Consider the following 14,548-nt stretch of genomic DNA (forward strand, 5'->3'; position numbering starts at 1 on the left):
GACTGAAGCTGCGAGCGCTCATCGTCCGTCAGCAGCAACTCGACTTTCGGTCTTCCTGTCCTCATGGCGGTATCTCCGTTCCCAAGATACCGCATTGGCATGCACGATTAATGCCAGAAATTAACGGGACATGACACTAGCTGCCCTCGGTGGGCCGTTGGGCCGGAAACTCCAGGCGAACATGCAGCCCCGGAGAGCCGTTGTGCACCGCCATGTGGCCGCCATGCAGCGCCATGATGCGCCGCACAATGGCCAGCCCCAGGCCGGATCCGCTGCGTTGGCCGCCCGGGCGCGCGGTAGTAAAAAAGCGCTCGCCCAGTCGCGGCAAGGCGTAGTCAGGCACGCCGGGGCCGCTGTCGTGCACGGTGACGGCGCTGCCCTGCACTTGCACGCGCACCGTGCTGCCAGCGGGCGCAAAGTCGATGGCATTGTCCAGCAGGTTGGTCAGCGCCATGGTCACCAGTTCAGCCTCCCAGGCGCCGCTGCGGCCGCTGCCTTGCAGCGCCAGGCTGATGCCGCGCTGCGCCGCGCGGCCCCGGGTCTGGTCGATGGCTGCTTCGGCGCAGTCGCGCAGCGCCACGGGCGCGCGGCCCTCGGCGTGCTGGCGCTGCTCCAGCTTGGACAGCTCAAGCAGCCGGTCGATGATGCGCTGCAGGCGCTCGCTTTGCTCGACCACCTGGGTGGCGAAACCGGCGCGGTCGGCAGCGGGCAGGTCGTCCAGAAGCAGCTCGCCCGCGCCGCGGATGGCGGCCACCGGGCTTTTGAGCTCGTGGGTGAGGGCGCGCACATAGCCTTCGATGTAGTCGCGCCCCTCCAGCCGGGCGCGCATGCGGTCCATGGCGCGGGCCAGGTCGCCCAGCTCGCCGGGCACCTGCGGGATCGCCAGGGCGGTGGCGGGCAGGGCCCCGCTGTCGCCCGCGGCCGGGCCCTGCACGCTCAGCGCGTAGTCGCGCAGGCGGCGCACGTTCCACACCATCCACAGCGTCACGGCCACGCCCACGGCGGCTGACAGGGCCAGCAACAGCAGCCCGCCCATGAACACCTTGCGCTCGGCCCGGTCGATGAAGCGCTGCACCGTGCGCGTGGGTTTGGCCACCGTCAGCGCACCCGCAATCTGGCGGCCCTGCGGCGTCTCGACATAGATGGGCGCGGCCACATGCATCACGCTGCTGCTGTCGTCGCCCTCGACCGCGCGGGTGGAGCGGGCGCCGTACTCGCCGCGCAGCGTGCGCGCCACATCGCGCCACTGCGAGTAATCGGCCCCGACCGCCTGGTTCTCGGAATCGAATAGCACCCGGCCCTGCGCGTCGGTCACGTAGATGCGGTAGTCCAGCGTCTGCTTGGTCAGGCCCCAGATGGTGGCGTCCACCGGCCGGCTGGCGTAGCGGCGCACCTGCTGCGCAAACAGGCTTTGCGCCCCCGCGCCGCCTTGCAGCGTGCCAGCGGCCAGGTCGCTGCTGGCCAGCTCCGCCAGGATGTTGGCGGTGTCCACCATCATGTCCTCCATCACCTCACGCACGCTGGGCTTGATCTCGGCCATGAACACGCGCAGCACAAAGAAGGCGGCGATGCCGTTGATGACAAAGAAGGCAAAAAGAAGGCGGATGCCTAGGCGCATGGGCGGGCAGGGCGTTGTTTAAAAACAGTAGCAAACAAGCGTTTCTGGGCGGGCGTAAGTGGCAGATTTGATTACCTTTTTAGCCCCGCAAGCGAACGCGGTAGATCGAGGACTGGTTCAGGTCCTGTTTTTTACGCCCTTCAAACACCAGGCTGCGGGTGGCTGCGTCCCATGCCATGGGCTCCAGGGTGTAGGGGTTGCGCAGCGCCTGGGGAGATTGCGCCAGCCACGCGGGCATGTCGGGCGGGGCAATCTGTTCTGCGGCGGCGCGGCGCTGCAGCAAAACGAGGCGGCGGTAGCCGTCGATGTCGGCGACGCGCTGCAGGTACGTGAGGTAGGGGGAGTTTTCAAAAGAGGCTAAACACCGGCCCATAGCGTTACGCAAGTGCTTCCATGGCGAACAAGCCTCGTCGTCAGGCCATTGGCGCATCGCATTGGCGACGGCAGTGTCCAACTCGTGGGCGGGCAGGGTGCTGAGGGCTTGCCACTGCTGGAGGCGCCTGATCGACAGATTGAGGGTGTGATTGGGGAGGAAGGCCCACGCGCTGGCCCTGTTCAAAGCGTGCTGCCACCATGCGATAGGCTCCTCCCAGGGCCAACCGAAGAAGCCCGGGTCCTGGTCTTTCATTGAATGCGCGACGCTGGCGACGAATTTCATCTCACCTTGCAGCGTCTGATGCAAGGACGGTGGTGGAGTGGAAAGCAATTGTTCAATGGCCTGGGCGATCTCGGGTTGTGCCTGCGGATCACCGTGCGCGCTTGCATCGCTGAGCCAGCGCAGTTCCCGGTGCTGCATGGCCAGCGCGACCATGGAGGTAACCAAATCGTTGGAATGGACGGCCAGTCGGCTGCGCACCTCCATCGCCTGGCGGGCGATGTCCATGGCCTGCTGCGGTTGGCCGCGCATCCACGCCAGCGAAGCCTGGGCCAGCCACAGTTCATAGGCACGTAGCGGCAGCCCATACGGAGGGGGTTCCTGCAGCAGGTAAGAAGGGGATGGATTGCTGAACTGCGGGGCACTGGCCGCTGCGGCCAGCCGTTGCAGCAGGGCCTGGTGGGTGGTTGCCAAGGCCTGAACTTCGTCGCCATGCTTTTCAAACCAGGCAAAACAATCGGCTTCGTCGAGCGGGCAGCGAAGCCGGTCCGGGAACACCGACTGGGCGGCGTTGTTGACGGCAATGGCAGGCGGCATTCCTTCCGCCTGGTTGCCATGGGCATCCACCCAGCGCCTGCGCTCGATTTCGCGCGCCAGGCGCTTGCGGCCCAGTGCTGTGGCGTCGGCGACAGCATTGCCCTCGGCGGGCGCGTCCAGCCCCGTCAAGATCAAATAGCCGTTGCCCTCCAGGGCTTGCTCGGTGGGCGGCGTGTACTGCAGCGCTTGCTGGGCGGCCTCAGACAAGGGGTCATCGTTCCAGTTGGCAACGATCACTGCGGCCATGCCCACAGCGGCCAACGCCCCCAGGGCCAGCATCAGCCAGCCCAGTGCTTTCAGGAAACGGCGCAGGTGTTTCATAAAAAAGACAGCTGTTAAGTTCGTTCAGACAAGCGTAAGCGCTGACTTTTACGGCAAATCAAGGCAATACCCCATGCCCCGGTGGGTGCTGATGTACTCGCGCGCCGGGTCCAGCTCGCGCAGTTTGGCGCGCAGGGTTTTGATGTGGGTGTCCACCGTGCGGTCGGTGCTTTCGCTGTCGTCGCCCCAGGCGGCGGCCAGCAGGGCGTCGCGCGAGTGGATGCGGCCTGCGCCGCGCAGCAGGTGGGCCAGCAGGCGGTACTCGCGCCGCGTCAGGGGCAGCGGCTGGCCGCGCAGGCAGATGCGCTGGCCGGCTTCGTCGTCGAACAACACGGCGGGCGCTGCGGCTGCGGCTGCGGGCTTGCCCTGGCCCGCGCGGCGCAGCAGCGCCTTGACGCGCGCTGCCAGCTCGCGCGGGCTGAAGGGTTTGGCCAGGTAGTCGTCTGCGCCCAGCTCCAGCCCCAGCACGCGGTCGATCTCCTCGCCGTGGGCGCTGAGCATCAGCACCGGCACGGCCACGGTGGCCGGGGCGTGGCGTACCTCGCGCAGCAGGTCCAGGCCGCTGCCGTCGGGCAGGCCCACGTCCAGCACCAGCAGGTCAAAGCGCCTGGACCGCATCTGCTGGCGCGCGTCGTGCACCAGCAGGCTGTGGGTTACCGCCATGCCGTCGCGCTCCAGCGCGTAGGCCACGGTGCGGGCAATGGCCGGGTCGTCTTCAAGCAGCAGTAGCTGGGTGGTCATGGCGCAATGAATGGTGTCGTGATCGGGGCGTTGGCCGCAGCCCGCGCCGGGAGCATGCCGGGCGAAGCTGCAAGCGACTCAGACGGGCGAGCCTTCGACTGCGTGCGTTTTTACCGTGCCATGAGGACGGGGAAAATTTTGCCCAGACCATCGGCCATCACCTCCACGGCCAGCGCGGCCAGAATCAGCCCCATGAGCCGGGTCATGACGTTGATGCCGGTTTTGCCCAGCACGCGGGCAATCGGATCTGCCAGCGCAAAGCATACGGCGGTGGCCAGAGCAACCACCACGCCGTAGCCCACCAGCGCCAGCGTCTGCCACACGCTCTGCGCGCGGTCGGCGTAAATCACCACGGTGGACATGCTGGCCGGGCCGGTCAGCAGCGGGATGGTGAGCGGCACCACGGCAATCGAGCTGCCCGCGGCGGCCTTCTCGGCCCCCTCGTCGTACTCGTTGGTGGTGGGCTTGGCTTCGGCCGGTTGGGCGTTGAGCATGTTCATGGCGCTGATGAGCAGCAGCATGCCACCGCCCACCTGGAAGCTTTGCAGCGAGATATTGAAAAAGTCGAGGATCTGCAGCCCCAGCAGCGCGCAGGCGGCAATCACGCAAAACGCGCTGAAGCTGGCCACCTGGATGGTGCGGCGGCGCTGCGCGTATGAAAATCCTTGCGTGTAGTGGATGAAAAACGGCACGATCGCCAGCGGGTTCACGATGGCAAGCAGGGTGATCAGCGGTTTGAGGTCCATCAGCGGTCTCCATACATATGAGGCCAGCAGTTGCGCGCCCCCCCTTGTGGGGTAGGGCGCACGCTGCGCAGGGTTGCGCGGTCTGCTGCAAGAATGGCGCATTGGAACAGGTTGCGAAGCGTCGTATGCCGGAACATGCGCCGCGCCCATCGCAGTCGCTTTTCACTATCTTCGTTCAAGGAGCCTGTCGGACTTGGAGCGTCGAAAGCGAAAATCGGCGAGAGCGAGGACAGTTTTTGCCGAATTTGCAGCCCCATAGCCGAGCTATGGGGCAAAAAGGTGGTTAAAAATGGACCGCTGCGGTCGATTTGCAGCCGACGATTTCCAAGTCCGACGGGCTCCTAGAGCCACCAGCCCGCGACGAGGCGTTTGCATCTCAATGGCTGCGATGGGCCTTCTGATGCATCGACAGGAAAAGCTACCTCAAGCCGTCCCCACGGCAGGACTTACCTGCGCCTGTACCTGGCCGTCAATAGGGCGGCTCCGCTTGCGCACAAATAGATACACTGCGATCATGAAACCAATTGCAACCGAGCTTGGAGACTGATGATGAACCGCTCTTCCCTGTCCACCGCGCAACGCCTGATGCTCAGCTTCGGCGTGGTCATCGCCCTGCTGCTGATCTGCGTCGCGTTTTCGTACCGTGCGCTGAATGAGTCGAATGAGTCCATGCAGTCCATCTATGAAGACCGGACGGTGGCATTGCAACAACTGGGCGACATTCGTTACCTGATCGCCCGCAACCGGATCATCCTGGTGGATGCGCAACAGAGCCGCGATGCTGCGGTGACCCAGCGTCGCGTCGCGGAATACGACAAGAACATCCAGCGGGCTGCGGACTTCTGGAAAGCGTACTCTTCCCACCACCTCACACCCGACGAAAAGCAGTTGGTCAAGCAGCTGGAAGGCGAGTGGGCCACCTACCGTGACAACGGCGAAAAGCCCACCGCACAAGCCCTGCGCGGTCAGAAGTTTGATGACGCTGCGCCGGGACTTCAGGCCATCAGCAAGCTCTCGCCCCCCGTCCAGAAGACGCTGGATGCGCTGATCGATCTGCAGGTGGACACGGCAAGCAAGACCTACAAGGACGCATCGTCAGACAATGCGACCACGCTGCAGGTGCTGCTGGGGCTGGCGCTGGTGGCTGTTGTCGCGTCGGTGGTGGCGGCCCTGATGATGGTGCGCAAAATTGTGGGAGTGCTGGGCGCTGAGCCCCACGAACTGGCCCTTGAAGCAACGCGCATCGCCCAAGGAGACCTTACCCAGCAACACAAGCGCAGCCTGAGCGCAGGCAGCGTGATGGCCAACATGGAAGCCATGCGCGACAAACTCAACCAAGTGGTGAGCATGGTGCGCGAAGGCGCCGAGTCGGTTGCGGCCTCCAGCGGCCAGATTGCCCAAGGTACGCAGGACCTGTCGGCACGCACGGAAGGGCAGGCGTCGTCGCTGGAAGAAACCGCAGCGTCCATGGAGCAGATGGCGGCCACCGTGGGCAAGAATGCAGAGAGCGCCGATGGGGCCCACGCGTTGACGACGAAAGCATCGGCCATTGCCCAGGAAGGCGGAGACGCCATGACCCGCATGGTTTCGACCATGAAGGAAATCCAGGCCAGTTCACAGAAGATCTCCGACATCATTGGCGTGATCGACTCGATCGCTTTCCAGACCAACATCCTGGCGCTGAACGCCGCAGTGGAAGCGGCGCGCGCGGGCGAGCAAGGCCGCGGGTTTGCCGTGGTCGCCACCGAGGTGCGCGCACTGGCCAGCCGCTCGGCAGACGCTGCCAAAGAGATCAAAACCCTGATTAATAACAGCGCCGAGCGTGTGGGCCAGGGCAGCACACTGGCCATCAACGCAGGCGATACGATCCAAAAGGTGGTCAGCAGCATCCGCGATGTAGCCACGGTGATGGCCGAGATCCGTCACTCGACGTCCGAGCAGACCTCGGGGATCAGGCAGGTGAGCGAGGCCATGGGGCAGATTGACCAGACGACGCAGCAAAATGCCGCGCTGGTCGAGGAGATGGCTGCCGCGTCATCCCACCTCAAACAGCAATCCGACAGCCTGGTAAATGCTGTGGCGACCTTCAAGCTGGAGCAGGCCACGGCGGGCACGGGGGCTCCGCGTCACGCTCCGGCCGCACCTCGCCTGACTGCTGCCTGACCTACCACGGTTGTGTGAACAAGCCCTGGCCCCTGCCGGGCGCAGCACACGGCATAAGGCGCCCGGCTTGGCAGGGGAGCAGCGCGCGCGCCCGCCGCGCCATCACGCCAGCGCGCGCTGGATGAGGATTTTTTGCACGTCGCTCGTGCCTTCGTAAATCTGGCACACGCGCACGTCGCGGTAGATGCGCTCCACCGGGAAGTCGCTCACCACACCGTAGCCGCCCAGCGTCTGGATGGCGGCGCTGCACACCTGCTCAGCGATCTCGCTGGCAAAGAGTTTGGCCATCGCCGCTTCTTTCAGGCACGGGCGGCCCGCGTCGCGCAGGGCCGCCGCATGCCAGATGAGTTGGCGTGCCGCTTCGAGCTGCGTGGCGCAGTCGGCCAGCCGAAAGCCCACGGCCTGGTGGTTGAAGATGGCGGTGCCGAAGCTTTCGCGGTCTTTGGAATAGGCCAGCGCCACCTCGAACGCGCTGCGCGCCATGCCCAGGCTCTGCGCGGCAATGCCGATGCGCCCGCCTTCGAGCGCGCCCAGCGCAATCTTGTAGCCCTCGCCCTCAGCGCCGATCAGGTTCTCGACCGGGATGCGGCATTGGTCAAAGTTGATCTGCGCGGTGTCGCTGCTGTGCTGGCCCAGCTTGTCTTCCAGCCGGGCGACCACGTAGCCGGGGGTGTGGGTGGGCACCAGAAAGGCGCTCATGCCCTTCTTGCCCGCGCCCTTGTCGGTCACGGCGATCACGATGGCGACCTGCGCGTTCTTGCCGCTGGTGATGAACTGCTTGACGCCGTTGATGACGTATTCATCGCCCTGCTTGACGGCGGTGGTGCGCAGTGCCGACGCATCGGAGCCCACATGCGGCTCGGTCAGGCAGAAGGCGCCCAGCATCTCGCCGCGCGCCAGCGGCGTGAGCCAGTCGCGCTGTTGCTGCGCGTTGCCGTAGCGCAGCAAGATGGCGTTGACGGGGCAGTTGGTCACGCTGATGGCGGTGCTGGTGCCACCATCACCGGCAGCGATTTCTTCAAGCACCAGGGCGAGGGTGACGTAATCGAGGTTGGCACCGCCCAACGCTTCAGGCACGCAGATGCCATAGGCACCCAACGCCGCCAGGCCCTGGTGAGCGTCTTTGGGAAAGTGGTGCTCTTTGTCCCACCGGGCGGCATGGGGCCACAGCTCGGTATGGGCAAAGTCGCGCACCGCGTCGCGGATCATTTCCTGGTCTTGGGTCAGCAGCATGGAGGGTCTCCGGTCAGTGGGGTTCTCAATCAGGGTGGGGGTGATCGGCTTCACCAGTGCGCCGCGCGGCGGCCGTCGTGATGCAGCAGGCGCCCCCGGTCGGCGGCGGTGACACTGGCCACGGTGTTGCGCAGGCCGCGCACGCTGTCATGCACGGTCAGCGGCGCGCGGCTGCCCCCCATGTCGGTCTGCACCCAGCCGGGGTCGATGGTGACCAGCGTTGCGCCGGGGTAGCCGTGCTGCGCCGCAGCCAGGGCCATGTTCAGCGCCGCTTTGCTGGTGCGGTACAACCAGCAATCGCTGCCCGGCACGCTGCCGATCTGCGACATGGACGATGAGAGGAAGGCAAACACCCCACCCGCCTGCGCCACCAGCGGCGCCACCTGTGGCAGCGCCTGCATGGCACCCAGCACGTTGGTGTGCATGACCGCATCGAAGTCCTGCTGCGTGGGCGGCGTGAGCGCATCGGGGCGGCGGATGACACCCGCCACGTACCAGGCCTGGTCCAGCTTTTCGCCATCGATCTGCCAGGCCAGGCCGCTGACGCTGGCCGGGTTGGCCACATCCAGCGAGAGCACCTCGGCCCCCAACGCCTGCAGCGCCTGGCGGGCGGCATCATGGCGCACCGTGGCGATGACGCGGTGGCCATCGGCCAGCGAATGGCGGGCCAGCTCCAGCCCAATGCCCCGGGACGCTCCAATAACGAGCAGGGTGAGTTTTTTTGGCATCAATTGAGGCGGTTACGCATGTCAGTAATGTGTTTTTAGCTATCACTTTAATAGCATCAATACCCATAAGCCCAGACGACGGTCCAGGCAGGCGCGCGTCGCGAGCTGGGTGGCGCTCCCGGCGGCTGCGTGGGGTCGGCGTGCCCCAGGGGGGCGTGCAGCCGGGCGGGGGTTCGATCATCGGTCTGCTGTGATGTGCGACTGCCAGCACCTGTTCACATCAGGTAGGCAGCGTAGTCAAAGTAGCCCGACCACGCAGGGTCAAAGCGCGATGTCAGCTCCAGCGACGCGGCTTCCTCGCGCAGCAGCAGGGGTGCCAGCGTCTGGCGGGCCAGCGATTCATCCGCCACGTAGTACAGGGCCTGCCGACGGCCCGCCCGCTCCAGGGTGAGCACCAGAAGACCCAATTGCGGCACCTGCAGCAGCATGGCGCCCTGGTCGTGCAGTGCCTGGGCGGCAGCCCGCGCTGCCGCATCGGGGATGGCCAGATCGAGCGTGAGCGCGCAGGTCAGGTCGGCACGCATGGCCACGGCATGGGCGCTGGTGTTGATCATCACGGCCCCGGTCTGTGCATCGCCTGGGTCGCCCGCGGCATTGCCATCGTCATCGAGGGCGCAGTCAAACTGCAGCTCCAGTTCGTCCCAGGCCCCGTCCCCTTCGGGGAACCGGCCGGTACGGCCCAATGCGTGCACCCAGTAGGCATCAAACACGGGCTGCAGGTCGGCCAGCGGCGTCCAGGTGGCGTTGCGGTCGTGATCGCCCTCGTGGACAAAGTCCACTGCGCCCACCTTGACCGCAAAGTCGTATTCGCCCAGCACATGATCGACCATGATGAAGGCCATGTGCTGCGCGTGCTCCTCAAAGCCGCTGGGCACGGCGCAGGCCAGCCGCAGCTCCAGCGCGGCCTGGCCTGCGTCCTGCTGAAGGGCCACCAGCACGTCGCGGGTAGAGAGCTCAAAGCCCTCCATGCCCAGCGGAAAGTCCGGTTCGGCGCTCCGGGGCCGCAAGGCGCGCACGCGGTAGGCCCGCAGCGCTGGTGCGGCGGCCGCCACCTGCGCAGCCAGCGGGAACAGCTCGATCGTGCCCTGCGCCGTCACGATCAGATCCACCCCGGCGAGGTCGGGGCTGGTGTGCAGTTCCAGCGCAACTCCCTGCAGGTGCTCGGCCAGCAGCGCATTGGCCTGCGTGACCCAATCGGCTGGCGTCAGGTCGAGCCAGCCGGGCTCCTGCGCCGCAAAGGCGGCCCAGAACATGGCAATGTCGGGGTTGAGTGTCATGAACGTCCTAAATGAGACTGCCGGGGAGAAGGGGCTGACCCGCAAGCGGCCCGGCACGGCGTGCCCCACGGGCCCCACAGGCCGGCCGGGTCAGACGATTTCAAGCGCCACGGCCGTGGCTTCGCCGCCGCCAATGCACAGCGTGGCCAGCCCCTTGGAGAGGCCGCGCGCCTTGAGCGCATGGATCAATGTGACCATGATGCGTGCGCCGCTGGCGCCGATGGGGTGGCCCAGCGCGCAGGCACCGCCGTTGACGTTGACCTGGTCGTGGGGCAGGTCCAGCTCTTTCATCAGCGCCATGGGCACCACGGCAAAGGCTTCATTGATCTCCCACAGCTGCACGTCGCTCACCTGCCAGCCCGCCTTGGCCAGCGCTTTTTGCGTGGCACCCAGCGGGGCGGTGGCAAACCACTCGGGCTCCTGCGCATGCGTGGCGTGGCTCACGATGCGGGCCAGCGGCTTGCAGCCCAGCCGGGCGGCCGTAGACGCGCGCATCATCACCAGCGCGGCGGCACCATCGTTGATGCTAGAGCTGGAGGCTGCGGTGATGGTGCCGTCCTTTTTGAACGCGGGCTTGAGCGAAGCGATTTTTTCGAGCTTGACCTTGCCAGGGCCTTCGTCCACCGCAATCACGCTCTCGCCTGCACGGGTCTTGACGGTGACGGGCACGATCTCGGCGGCAAATGCGCCTGACTCGGCTGCTGCCTTGGCACGCTGCACGCTGGCGGTGGCAAAGGCGTCCTGCTGCTCGCGGGTGAACTGGTATTTGGCGGCGCAGTCTTCACCAAAGGTACCCATGCTGCGGCCGGGCTCGTAGGCGTCTTCCAGGCCGTCCAGCATCATGTGGTCAAAGATGCGGTCATGGCCCAGGCGATAGCCGCCGCGCCCCTTTTGCAGCAGGTAAGGCGCGTTGGTCATGCTCTCCATGCCACCGGCCACCATCACCTCGTGGGATCCGGCCAGCAGCATATCGTGCGCCATCATGGCCGCCTTCATGCCCGAGCCGCACATCTTGCTGAGCGTGACGGCACCCGCGCCCTTGGGCAGGCCGCCCTTGAAGGCCGCCTGCCGCGCCGGGGCCTGGCCCTGGCCTGCCATCAGGCAGTTGCCGAACAGGACTTCGCCCACCGCATCGGGCGCGACACCCGCGCGCTCGATGGCGGCCTTGATGGCGGCGCCGCCCAGATCATGCGCGGCCAGGCTGGAGAAATCACCCTGCAGCGAACCCATGGGGGTGCGGGCTGCGCCGACGATGACGATGGGGTCTTGATTGGAGGGGGACATGACAGGCTCCTGTGCAATGAGGGTGTGGGGTGTTCTTGAGCGGGGCGGTCGAGAGCGATTGCTGCGCCAGGCGCTATTGCCGTCGCACGGCCGCGACCCCGGCAATGGCGGCGCGGTAGATGGCATCGAGCCCTTCGGTGCTTTCCACGCTCATGTGCATGTCGTTGATCAGGCCATCCTTGAGGCCGTAGCACCAGCCGTGCAGCGTGACCTTCTGGCCACGCCCCCAGGCATCGAGCATCACCGTGGTCTGCGCCACGTTCACCACCTGTTCAATGGCGTTGAGTTCGCACAGCACGTCGTGGCGCCATTGCGGCTCAACGCTTGCCAGCAGATCGCGGTGGCGGTCGCGCACGTCGGTCACGTGACGGATCCAGTTGTCGGCAAGCCCCACGCGGGTGCCATCGAGGGCCGCCAGCACGCCGCCGCAGCCATAGTGGCCCACCACCATCAGGTGTTCGACCTGCAACTGATCCACCGCGTACTGAATGGTGGACAGGCAGTTGAGGTCGGTGGGCACCACCACATTGGCAACGTTGCGGTGCACAAACACCTCGCCCGGCTCCAGTCCTGTGATCTGGTTGGCGGGCACCCGGCTGTCCGAGCAGCCAATCCACATATAGCGCGGCTTTTGCTGGGACAGCAGCGCGGTGAAGAAACCGGGCCGGTCACGCTCCATCTGGGCGGCCCAGGCGCGGTTATGAACAAACAGATCTTCGATCGATGCAGACATGGCTTCCTTGGGTCGCGGGCGCTTGCGCGCTGGTTCAGCAGGTCTCCGCAAACAGCTCACGGCCGATCAGCATGCGGCGGATTTCGCTGGTGCCCGCGCCGATCTCGTAGAGCTTGGCATCACGCCAGAGGCGGCCCAGCGGATACTCGTTGATGTAGCCGTTGCCACCAAAGATCTGCACGCCCTCGCCCGCCATCCAGGTGGCCTTTTCGGCGCACCACAGGATGACGCTGGCGCAGTCTTTGCGCACCTGGCGCACATGGCCCGCGCCCAGCATATCGAGGTTCTTTGCCACGGTGTAGGCGAATGACCGGCCGGCCTGCAGCACGGTGTACATGTCGGCCACCTTGCCCTGGATGAGCTGGAACTCACCAATGCTCTGCCCGAACTGTTTGCGATCGTGAATGTAAGGGATGACGTTGTCCATCACCGACTGCATGATGCCCAGCGGGCCGCCGGTCAGCACGGCCCGTTCGTAGTCCAGGCCGCTCATCAACACCTTGGCGCCCTGATTGAGGCCGCCCAGCACGTTGGCCTCGGGCACCTCCACGTTGTTGAACACCAGCTCGCCGGTGTGGCTGCCCCGCATGCCCAGTTTGTCGAGCTTTTGGGCAATGCTGAAGCCGGGCATGCCTTTTTCAATCAGAAAGGCAGTGACGCCGCGCGCGCCCAGCTCGGGCTCGGTCTTGGCATAGACCACCAGGGTGTCTGCATCCGGGCCGTTGGTGATCCACATCTTGCTGCCGTTGAGCAGGTAGTAACCGCCCTTGTCCTCGGCCTTGAGCTTCATGCTGATCACGTCAGAGCCTGCGCCGGGTTCGCTCATGGCCAGGGCGCCGATGTGCTCGCCACTGATGAGCCTGGGCAGGTATTTTTGCTTTTGCGCTTCGGATCCGTTGCGATTGATCTGATTGACGCACAGGTTGCTGTGCGCGCCGTAGGACAGGCCAACCGATGCGCTTGCCCGCGAGATTTCCTCCATGGCCACCATGTGGGCGAGGTAACCCATCGCCGCGCCGCCGTGGGACTCCGGCACGGTGATGCCCAGCAGGCCCAGTTCGCCCATCTTGGTCCACAGGTCCATGGGGAACTGGTCGTTGCGGTCAATCTCTGCCGCCCGAGGAGCGATTTCGGCCTGGGCGAAATCGCGAACGGCATCACGCAGTGCGTCGATGTCTTCACCCAACTGAAAATTCAGGCCAGGGATGTTTGCAGGAATGCTCATGGTGTCTCCTCAAAGGGTACGGTGGAAATCAGGCGGCGGGTGCGCGACCAAAAAACGGGGTGAGTCCGCCGCAAAAGCACGGGTGTCATCTGGCGATGGCGGGACGGCGCGCACGGTCACCCCGCGATGCCCTTGCGCCCAACGCTGTCCCGCACGCGCTGCGCATATCGTGGGCACCGGGGCTTAAGTAACCTCTGCATAACTTTCTGCGGTCTGCGCGGGCGCGGGCTCGTGCAGTCCACGGCGTTGCTTTTCTTGCCAATAGCCAGGCTCTTGGCTGCAAAAAGCGCCTTGTGGCCTATCCCGATCCGCACCAGCGCATCCTCGCGAGGGTTATGCAGAGCTTCCTTAAACGAGGTCATGGTCACGAAGGGGCTTTAATTGACGTTTACGTTAACGTCAATTATCGATCATTTTTTCTTTTCCAGCTTGTGTAGCAGGCTGCGCGCCTCTTTTTCGTGCTCCAGAACCTCTTGCAGGTTGGCCTGGAGTTCTGCCATCTGTTCTTCGATCTGCTTGCGGTGCGCGCCCAGCACATCCAGGAACCTGCGCAGTTGCACCCCGGTGTCGCGGGGGCTGTCATAGAGGTCGATGATCTCTTTGGCTTCCGTCAGCGACAGCCCGATCCGCTTCGCGCGCAGCGTGAGCCGCAGCCGCGCCCGGTCGCGGGCACTGTAGATGCGGTTGCGGCCGCCCGGGCCCGTCCGTTCGGGCTGCAGCAGTCCCATGTCTTCATAAAAGCGAATCGCACGGGTGGTGAGGTCAAACTCTTTTGCAAGGTCGCTGATGGTGTAGCTGGTGGCCATGGCTGTTGCCGGGTTTGCGTTCGCGCGGGCTAGGAGCCTGTCGGACTTGGAAATCGTCGGCTGCAAACCGACCGCAGCGGTCCCTTTTTCACCGCCTTTTTGCCCCATAGCTCGGCTATGGGGCTGCAAATCCGGCAAAAACTGTCCTCGCTGGGGCCAATTTTCGCTTTCGACGCTCCAAGTCCGACAGGCTCCTAGGCAGAGGGTGACGTTAACGTTAACGTCATGGATCATCCTAACCCAGTATCGCTGCGGGCATGGCACAGCCCGCGCATGCGCCTGCCGGTCCAGTCCGAGGCGGGCACACAGCGACAAATGTCAAGCGCGGATTCAACAACACAGTGCATCGTTAAAAAGCTAGGTTGGCTCAGGAGGCATAGGATGTCCTCCCCGACCTAGCCGTCATGGAAAGACACGATGCCCTATACACACCTGAGCCGAGAACAACGATACCAAATTCATGCACTGCGCCGACAGTATC

12 protein-coding genes are annotated in these 14,548 nt (G+C 65.0%); 1 reads left to right on the top strand and 11 read right to left on the bottom strand.

Going from position 1 to position 14,548, the window contains the following annotated elements:
- Positions 1-136: 136 nt before the first annotated feature.
- From creC to ACK543_RS06795, 4 genes are all read right to left on the bottom strand, one after another.
- Positions 137-1,618: a two-component system sensor histidine kinase CreC gene (gene creC, locus ACK543_RS06780; RefSeq protein ID WP_409942089.1), complete on the bottom strand. Its 1,482-nt coding sequence runs from the start codon at positions 1,616-1,618 to the stop codon at positions 137-139.
- A 79-nt stretch (positions 1,619-1,697) separates the two neighbouring features.
- Positions 1,698-3,131 carry a hypothetical protein gene (locus ACK543_RS06785; protein WP_409942090.1) on the bottom strand — a complete coding sequence of 478 codons (1,434 nt, stop codon included), beginning with the start codon at positions 3,129-3,131 and terminating at the stop codon, positions 1,698-1,700.
- Between the two features lie 48 nt (positions 3,132-3,179).
- Positions 3,180-3,872 carry a winged helix-turn-helix domain-containing protein gene (locus ACK543_RS06790; RefSeq protein WP_409942091.1) on the bottom strand — a complete coding sequence of 231 codons (693 nt, stop codon included), beginning with the start codon at positions 3,870-3,872 and terminating at the stop codon, positions 3,180-3,182.
- A gap of 110 nt (positions 3,873-3,982) precedes the next feature.
- Positions 3,983-4,618 carry a MarC family protein gene (locus ACK543_RS06795; protein ID WP_409942092.1) on the bottom strand — a complete coding sequence of 212 codons (636 nt, stop codon included), beginning with the start codon at positions 4,616-4,618 and terminating at the stop codon, positions 3,983-3,985.
- 549 nt (positions 4,619-5,167) lie between these two features.
- Here ACK543_RS06795 and ACK543_RS06800 point away from each other — a divergent pair.
- On the top strand, positions 5,168-6,781 hold the full coding sequence (locus tag ACK543_RS06800; RefSeq protein WP_409942093.1) for a methyl-accepting chemotaxis protein: 1,614 nt from the start codon (positions 5,168-5,170) through the stop codon (positions 6,779-6,781).
- 102 nt (positions 6,782-6,883) lie between these two features.
- On the opposite strand, the gene ACK543_RS06805 is transcribed toward ACK543_RS06800, so the two are convergent.
- The 7 genes from ACK543_RS06805 to ACK543_RS06835 all read right to left on the bottom strand — a co-directional run bounded on the left by ACK543_RS06805 (position 6,884) and on the right by ACK543_RS06835 (position 14,067).
- Complete coding sequence (locus ACK543_RS06805; protein WP_409942094.1) at positions 6,884-8,014, bottom strand: acyl-CoA dehydrogenase family protein; 1,131 nt, start codon at positions 8,012-8,014, stop codon at positions 6,884-6,886.
- 50 nt (positions 8,015-8,064) lie between these two features.
- On the bottom strand, positions 8,065-8,742 hold the full coding sequence (locus ACK543_RS06810; RefSeq protein ID WP_409942095.1) for an SDR family oxidoreductase: 678 nt from the start codon (positions 8,740-8,742) through the stop codon (positions 8,065-8,067).
- Between the two features lie 215 nt (positions 8,743-8,957).
- The gene (locus ACK543_RS06815; RefSeq protein WP_409942096.1) at positions 8,958-10,019 is read right to left on the bottom strand and encodes a DUF695 domain-containing protein; all 1,062 of its coding nucleotides are present in this window, start codon (positions 10,017-10,019) and stop codon (positions 8,958-8,960) included.
- 90 nt (positions 10,020-10,109) lie between these two features.
- Positions 10,110-11,303, bottom strand: a complete 1,194-nt coding sequence (locus ACK543_RS06820; protein WP_409942097.1) for an acetyl-CoA C-acyltransferase — start codon at positions 11,301-11,303, stop codon at positions 10,110-10,112.
- 73 nt (positions 11,304-11,376) lie between these two features.
- Positions 11,377-12,036, bottom strand: a complete 660-nt coding sequence (gene can / locus ACK543_RS06825; protein ID WP_409942098.1) for a carbonate dehydratase — start codon at positions 12,034-12,036, stop codon at positions 11,377-11,379.
- Between the two features lie 34 nt (positions 12,037-12,070).
- Positions 12,071-13,261 (bottom strand): isovaleryl-CoA dehydrogenase, encoded by a 1,191-nt coding sequence (locus tag ACK543_RS06830; protein WP_409942099.1) that lies wholly within the window; start codon positions 13,259-13,261, stop codon positions 12,071-12,073.
- Between the two features lie 410 nt (positions 13,262-13,671).
- Complete coding sequence (locus ACK543_RS06835) at positions 13,672-14,067, bottom strand: MerR family transcriptional regulator (RefSeq protein WP_409942100.1); 396 nt, start codon at positions 14,065-14,067, stop codon at positions 13,672-13,674.
- Between the last annotated feature and the right edge of the window lie 481 nt (positions 14,068-14,548).

The organism is Acidovorax sp., assembly GCF_046341535.1.
In the GTDB taxonomy this organism is placed as follows: domain Bacteria; phylum Pseudomonadota; class Gammaproteobacteria; order Burkholderiales; family Burkholderiaceae_C; genus Acidovorax.

Excerpts from the sequence above, each read along its gene's own strand:
- creC (WP_409942089.1), bottom strand. The coding sequence starts at position 1,618 with ATGCGCCTAGGCATCCGCCTTCTTTTTGCCTTCTTTGTCATCAACGGC.
- ACK543_RS06785 (WP_409942090.1), bottom strand. The coding sequence starts at position 3,131 with ATGAAACACCTGCGCCGTTTCCTGAAAGCACTGGGCTGGCTGATGCTG.
- ACK543_RS06790 (WP_409942091.1), bottom strand. The coding sequence starts at position 3,872 with ATGACCACCCAGCTACTGCTGCTTGAAGACGACCCGGCCATTGCCCGC.
- ACK543_RS06795 (WP_409942092.1), bottom strand. The coding sequence starts at position 4,618 with ATGGACCTCAAACCGCTGATCACCCTGCTTGCCATCGTGAACCCGCTG.
- ACK543_RS06800 (WP_409942093.1), top strand. The coding sequence starts at position 5,168 with ATGAACCGCTCTTCCCTGTCCACCGCGCAACGCCTGATGCTCAGCTTC.
- ACK543_RS06805 (WP_409942094.1), bottom strand. The coding sequence starts at position 8,014 with ATGCTGCTGACCCAAGACCAGGAAATGATCCGCGACGCGGTGCGCGAC.
- ACK543_RS06810 (WP_409942095.1), bottom strand. The coding sequence starts at position 8,742 with ATGCCAAAAAAACTCACCCTGCTCGTTATTGGAGCGTCCCGGGGCATT.
- ACK543_RS06815 (WP_409942096.1), bottom strand. The coding sequence starts at position 10,019 with ATGACACTCAACCCCGACATTGCCATGTTCTGGGCCGCCTTTGCGGCG.
- ACK543_RS06820 (WP_409942097.1), bottom strand. The coding sequence starts at position 11,303 with ATGTCCCCCTCCAATCAAGACCCCATCGTCATCGTCGGCGCAGCCCGC.
- can (WP_409942098.1), bottom strand. The coding sequence starts at position 12,036 with ATGTCTGCATCGATCGAAGATCTGTTTGTTCATAACCGCGCCTGGGCC.
- ACK543_RS06830 (WP_409942099.1), bottom strand. The coding sequence starts at position 13,261 with ATGAGCATTCCTGCAAACATCCCTGGCCTGAATTTTCAGTTGGGTGAA.
- ACK543_RS06835 (WP_409942100.1), bottom strand. The coding sequence starts at position 14,067 with ATGGCCACCAGCTACACCATCAGCGACCTTGCAAAAGAGTTTGACCTC.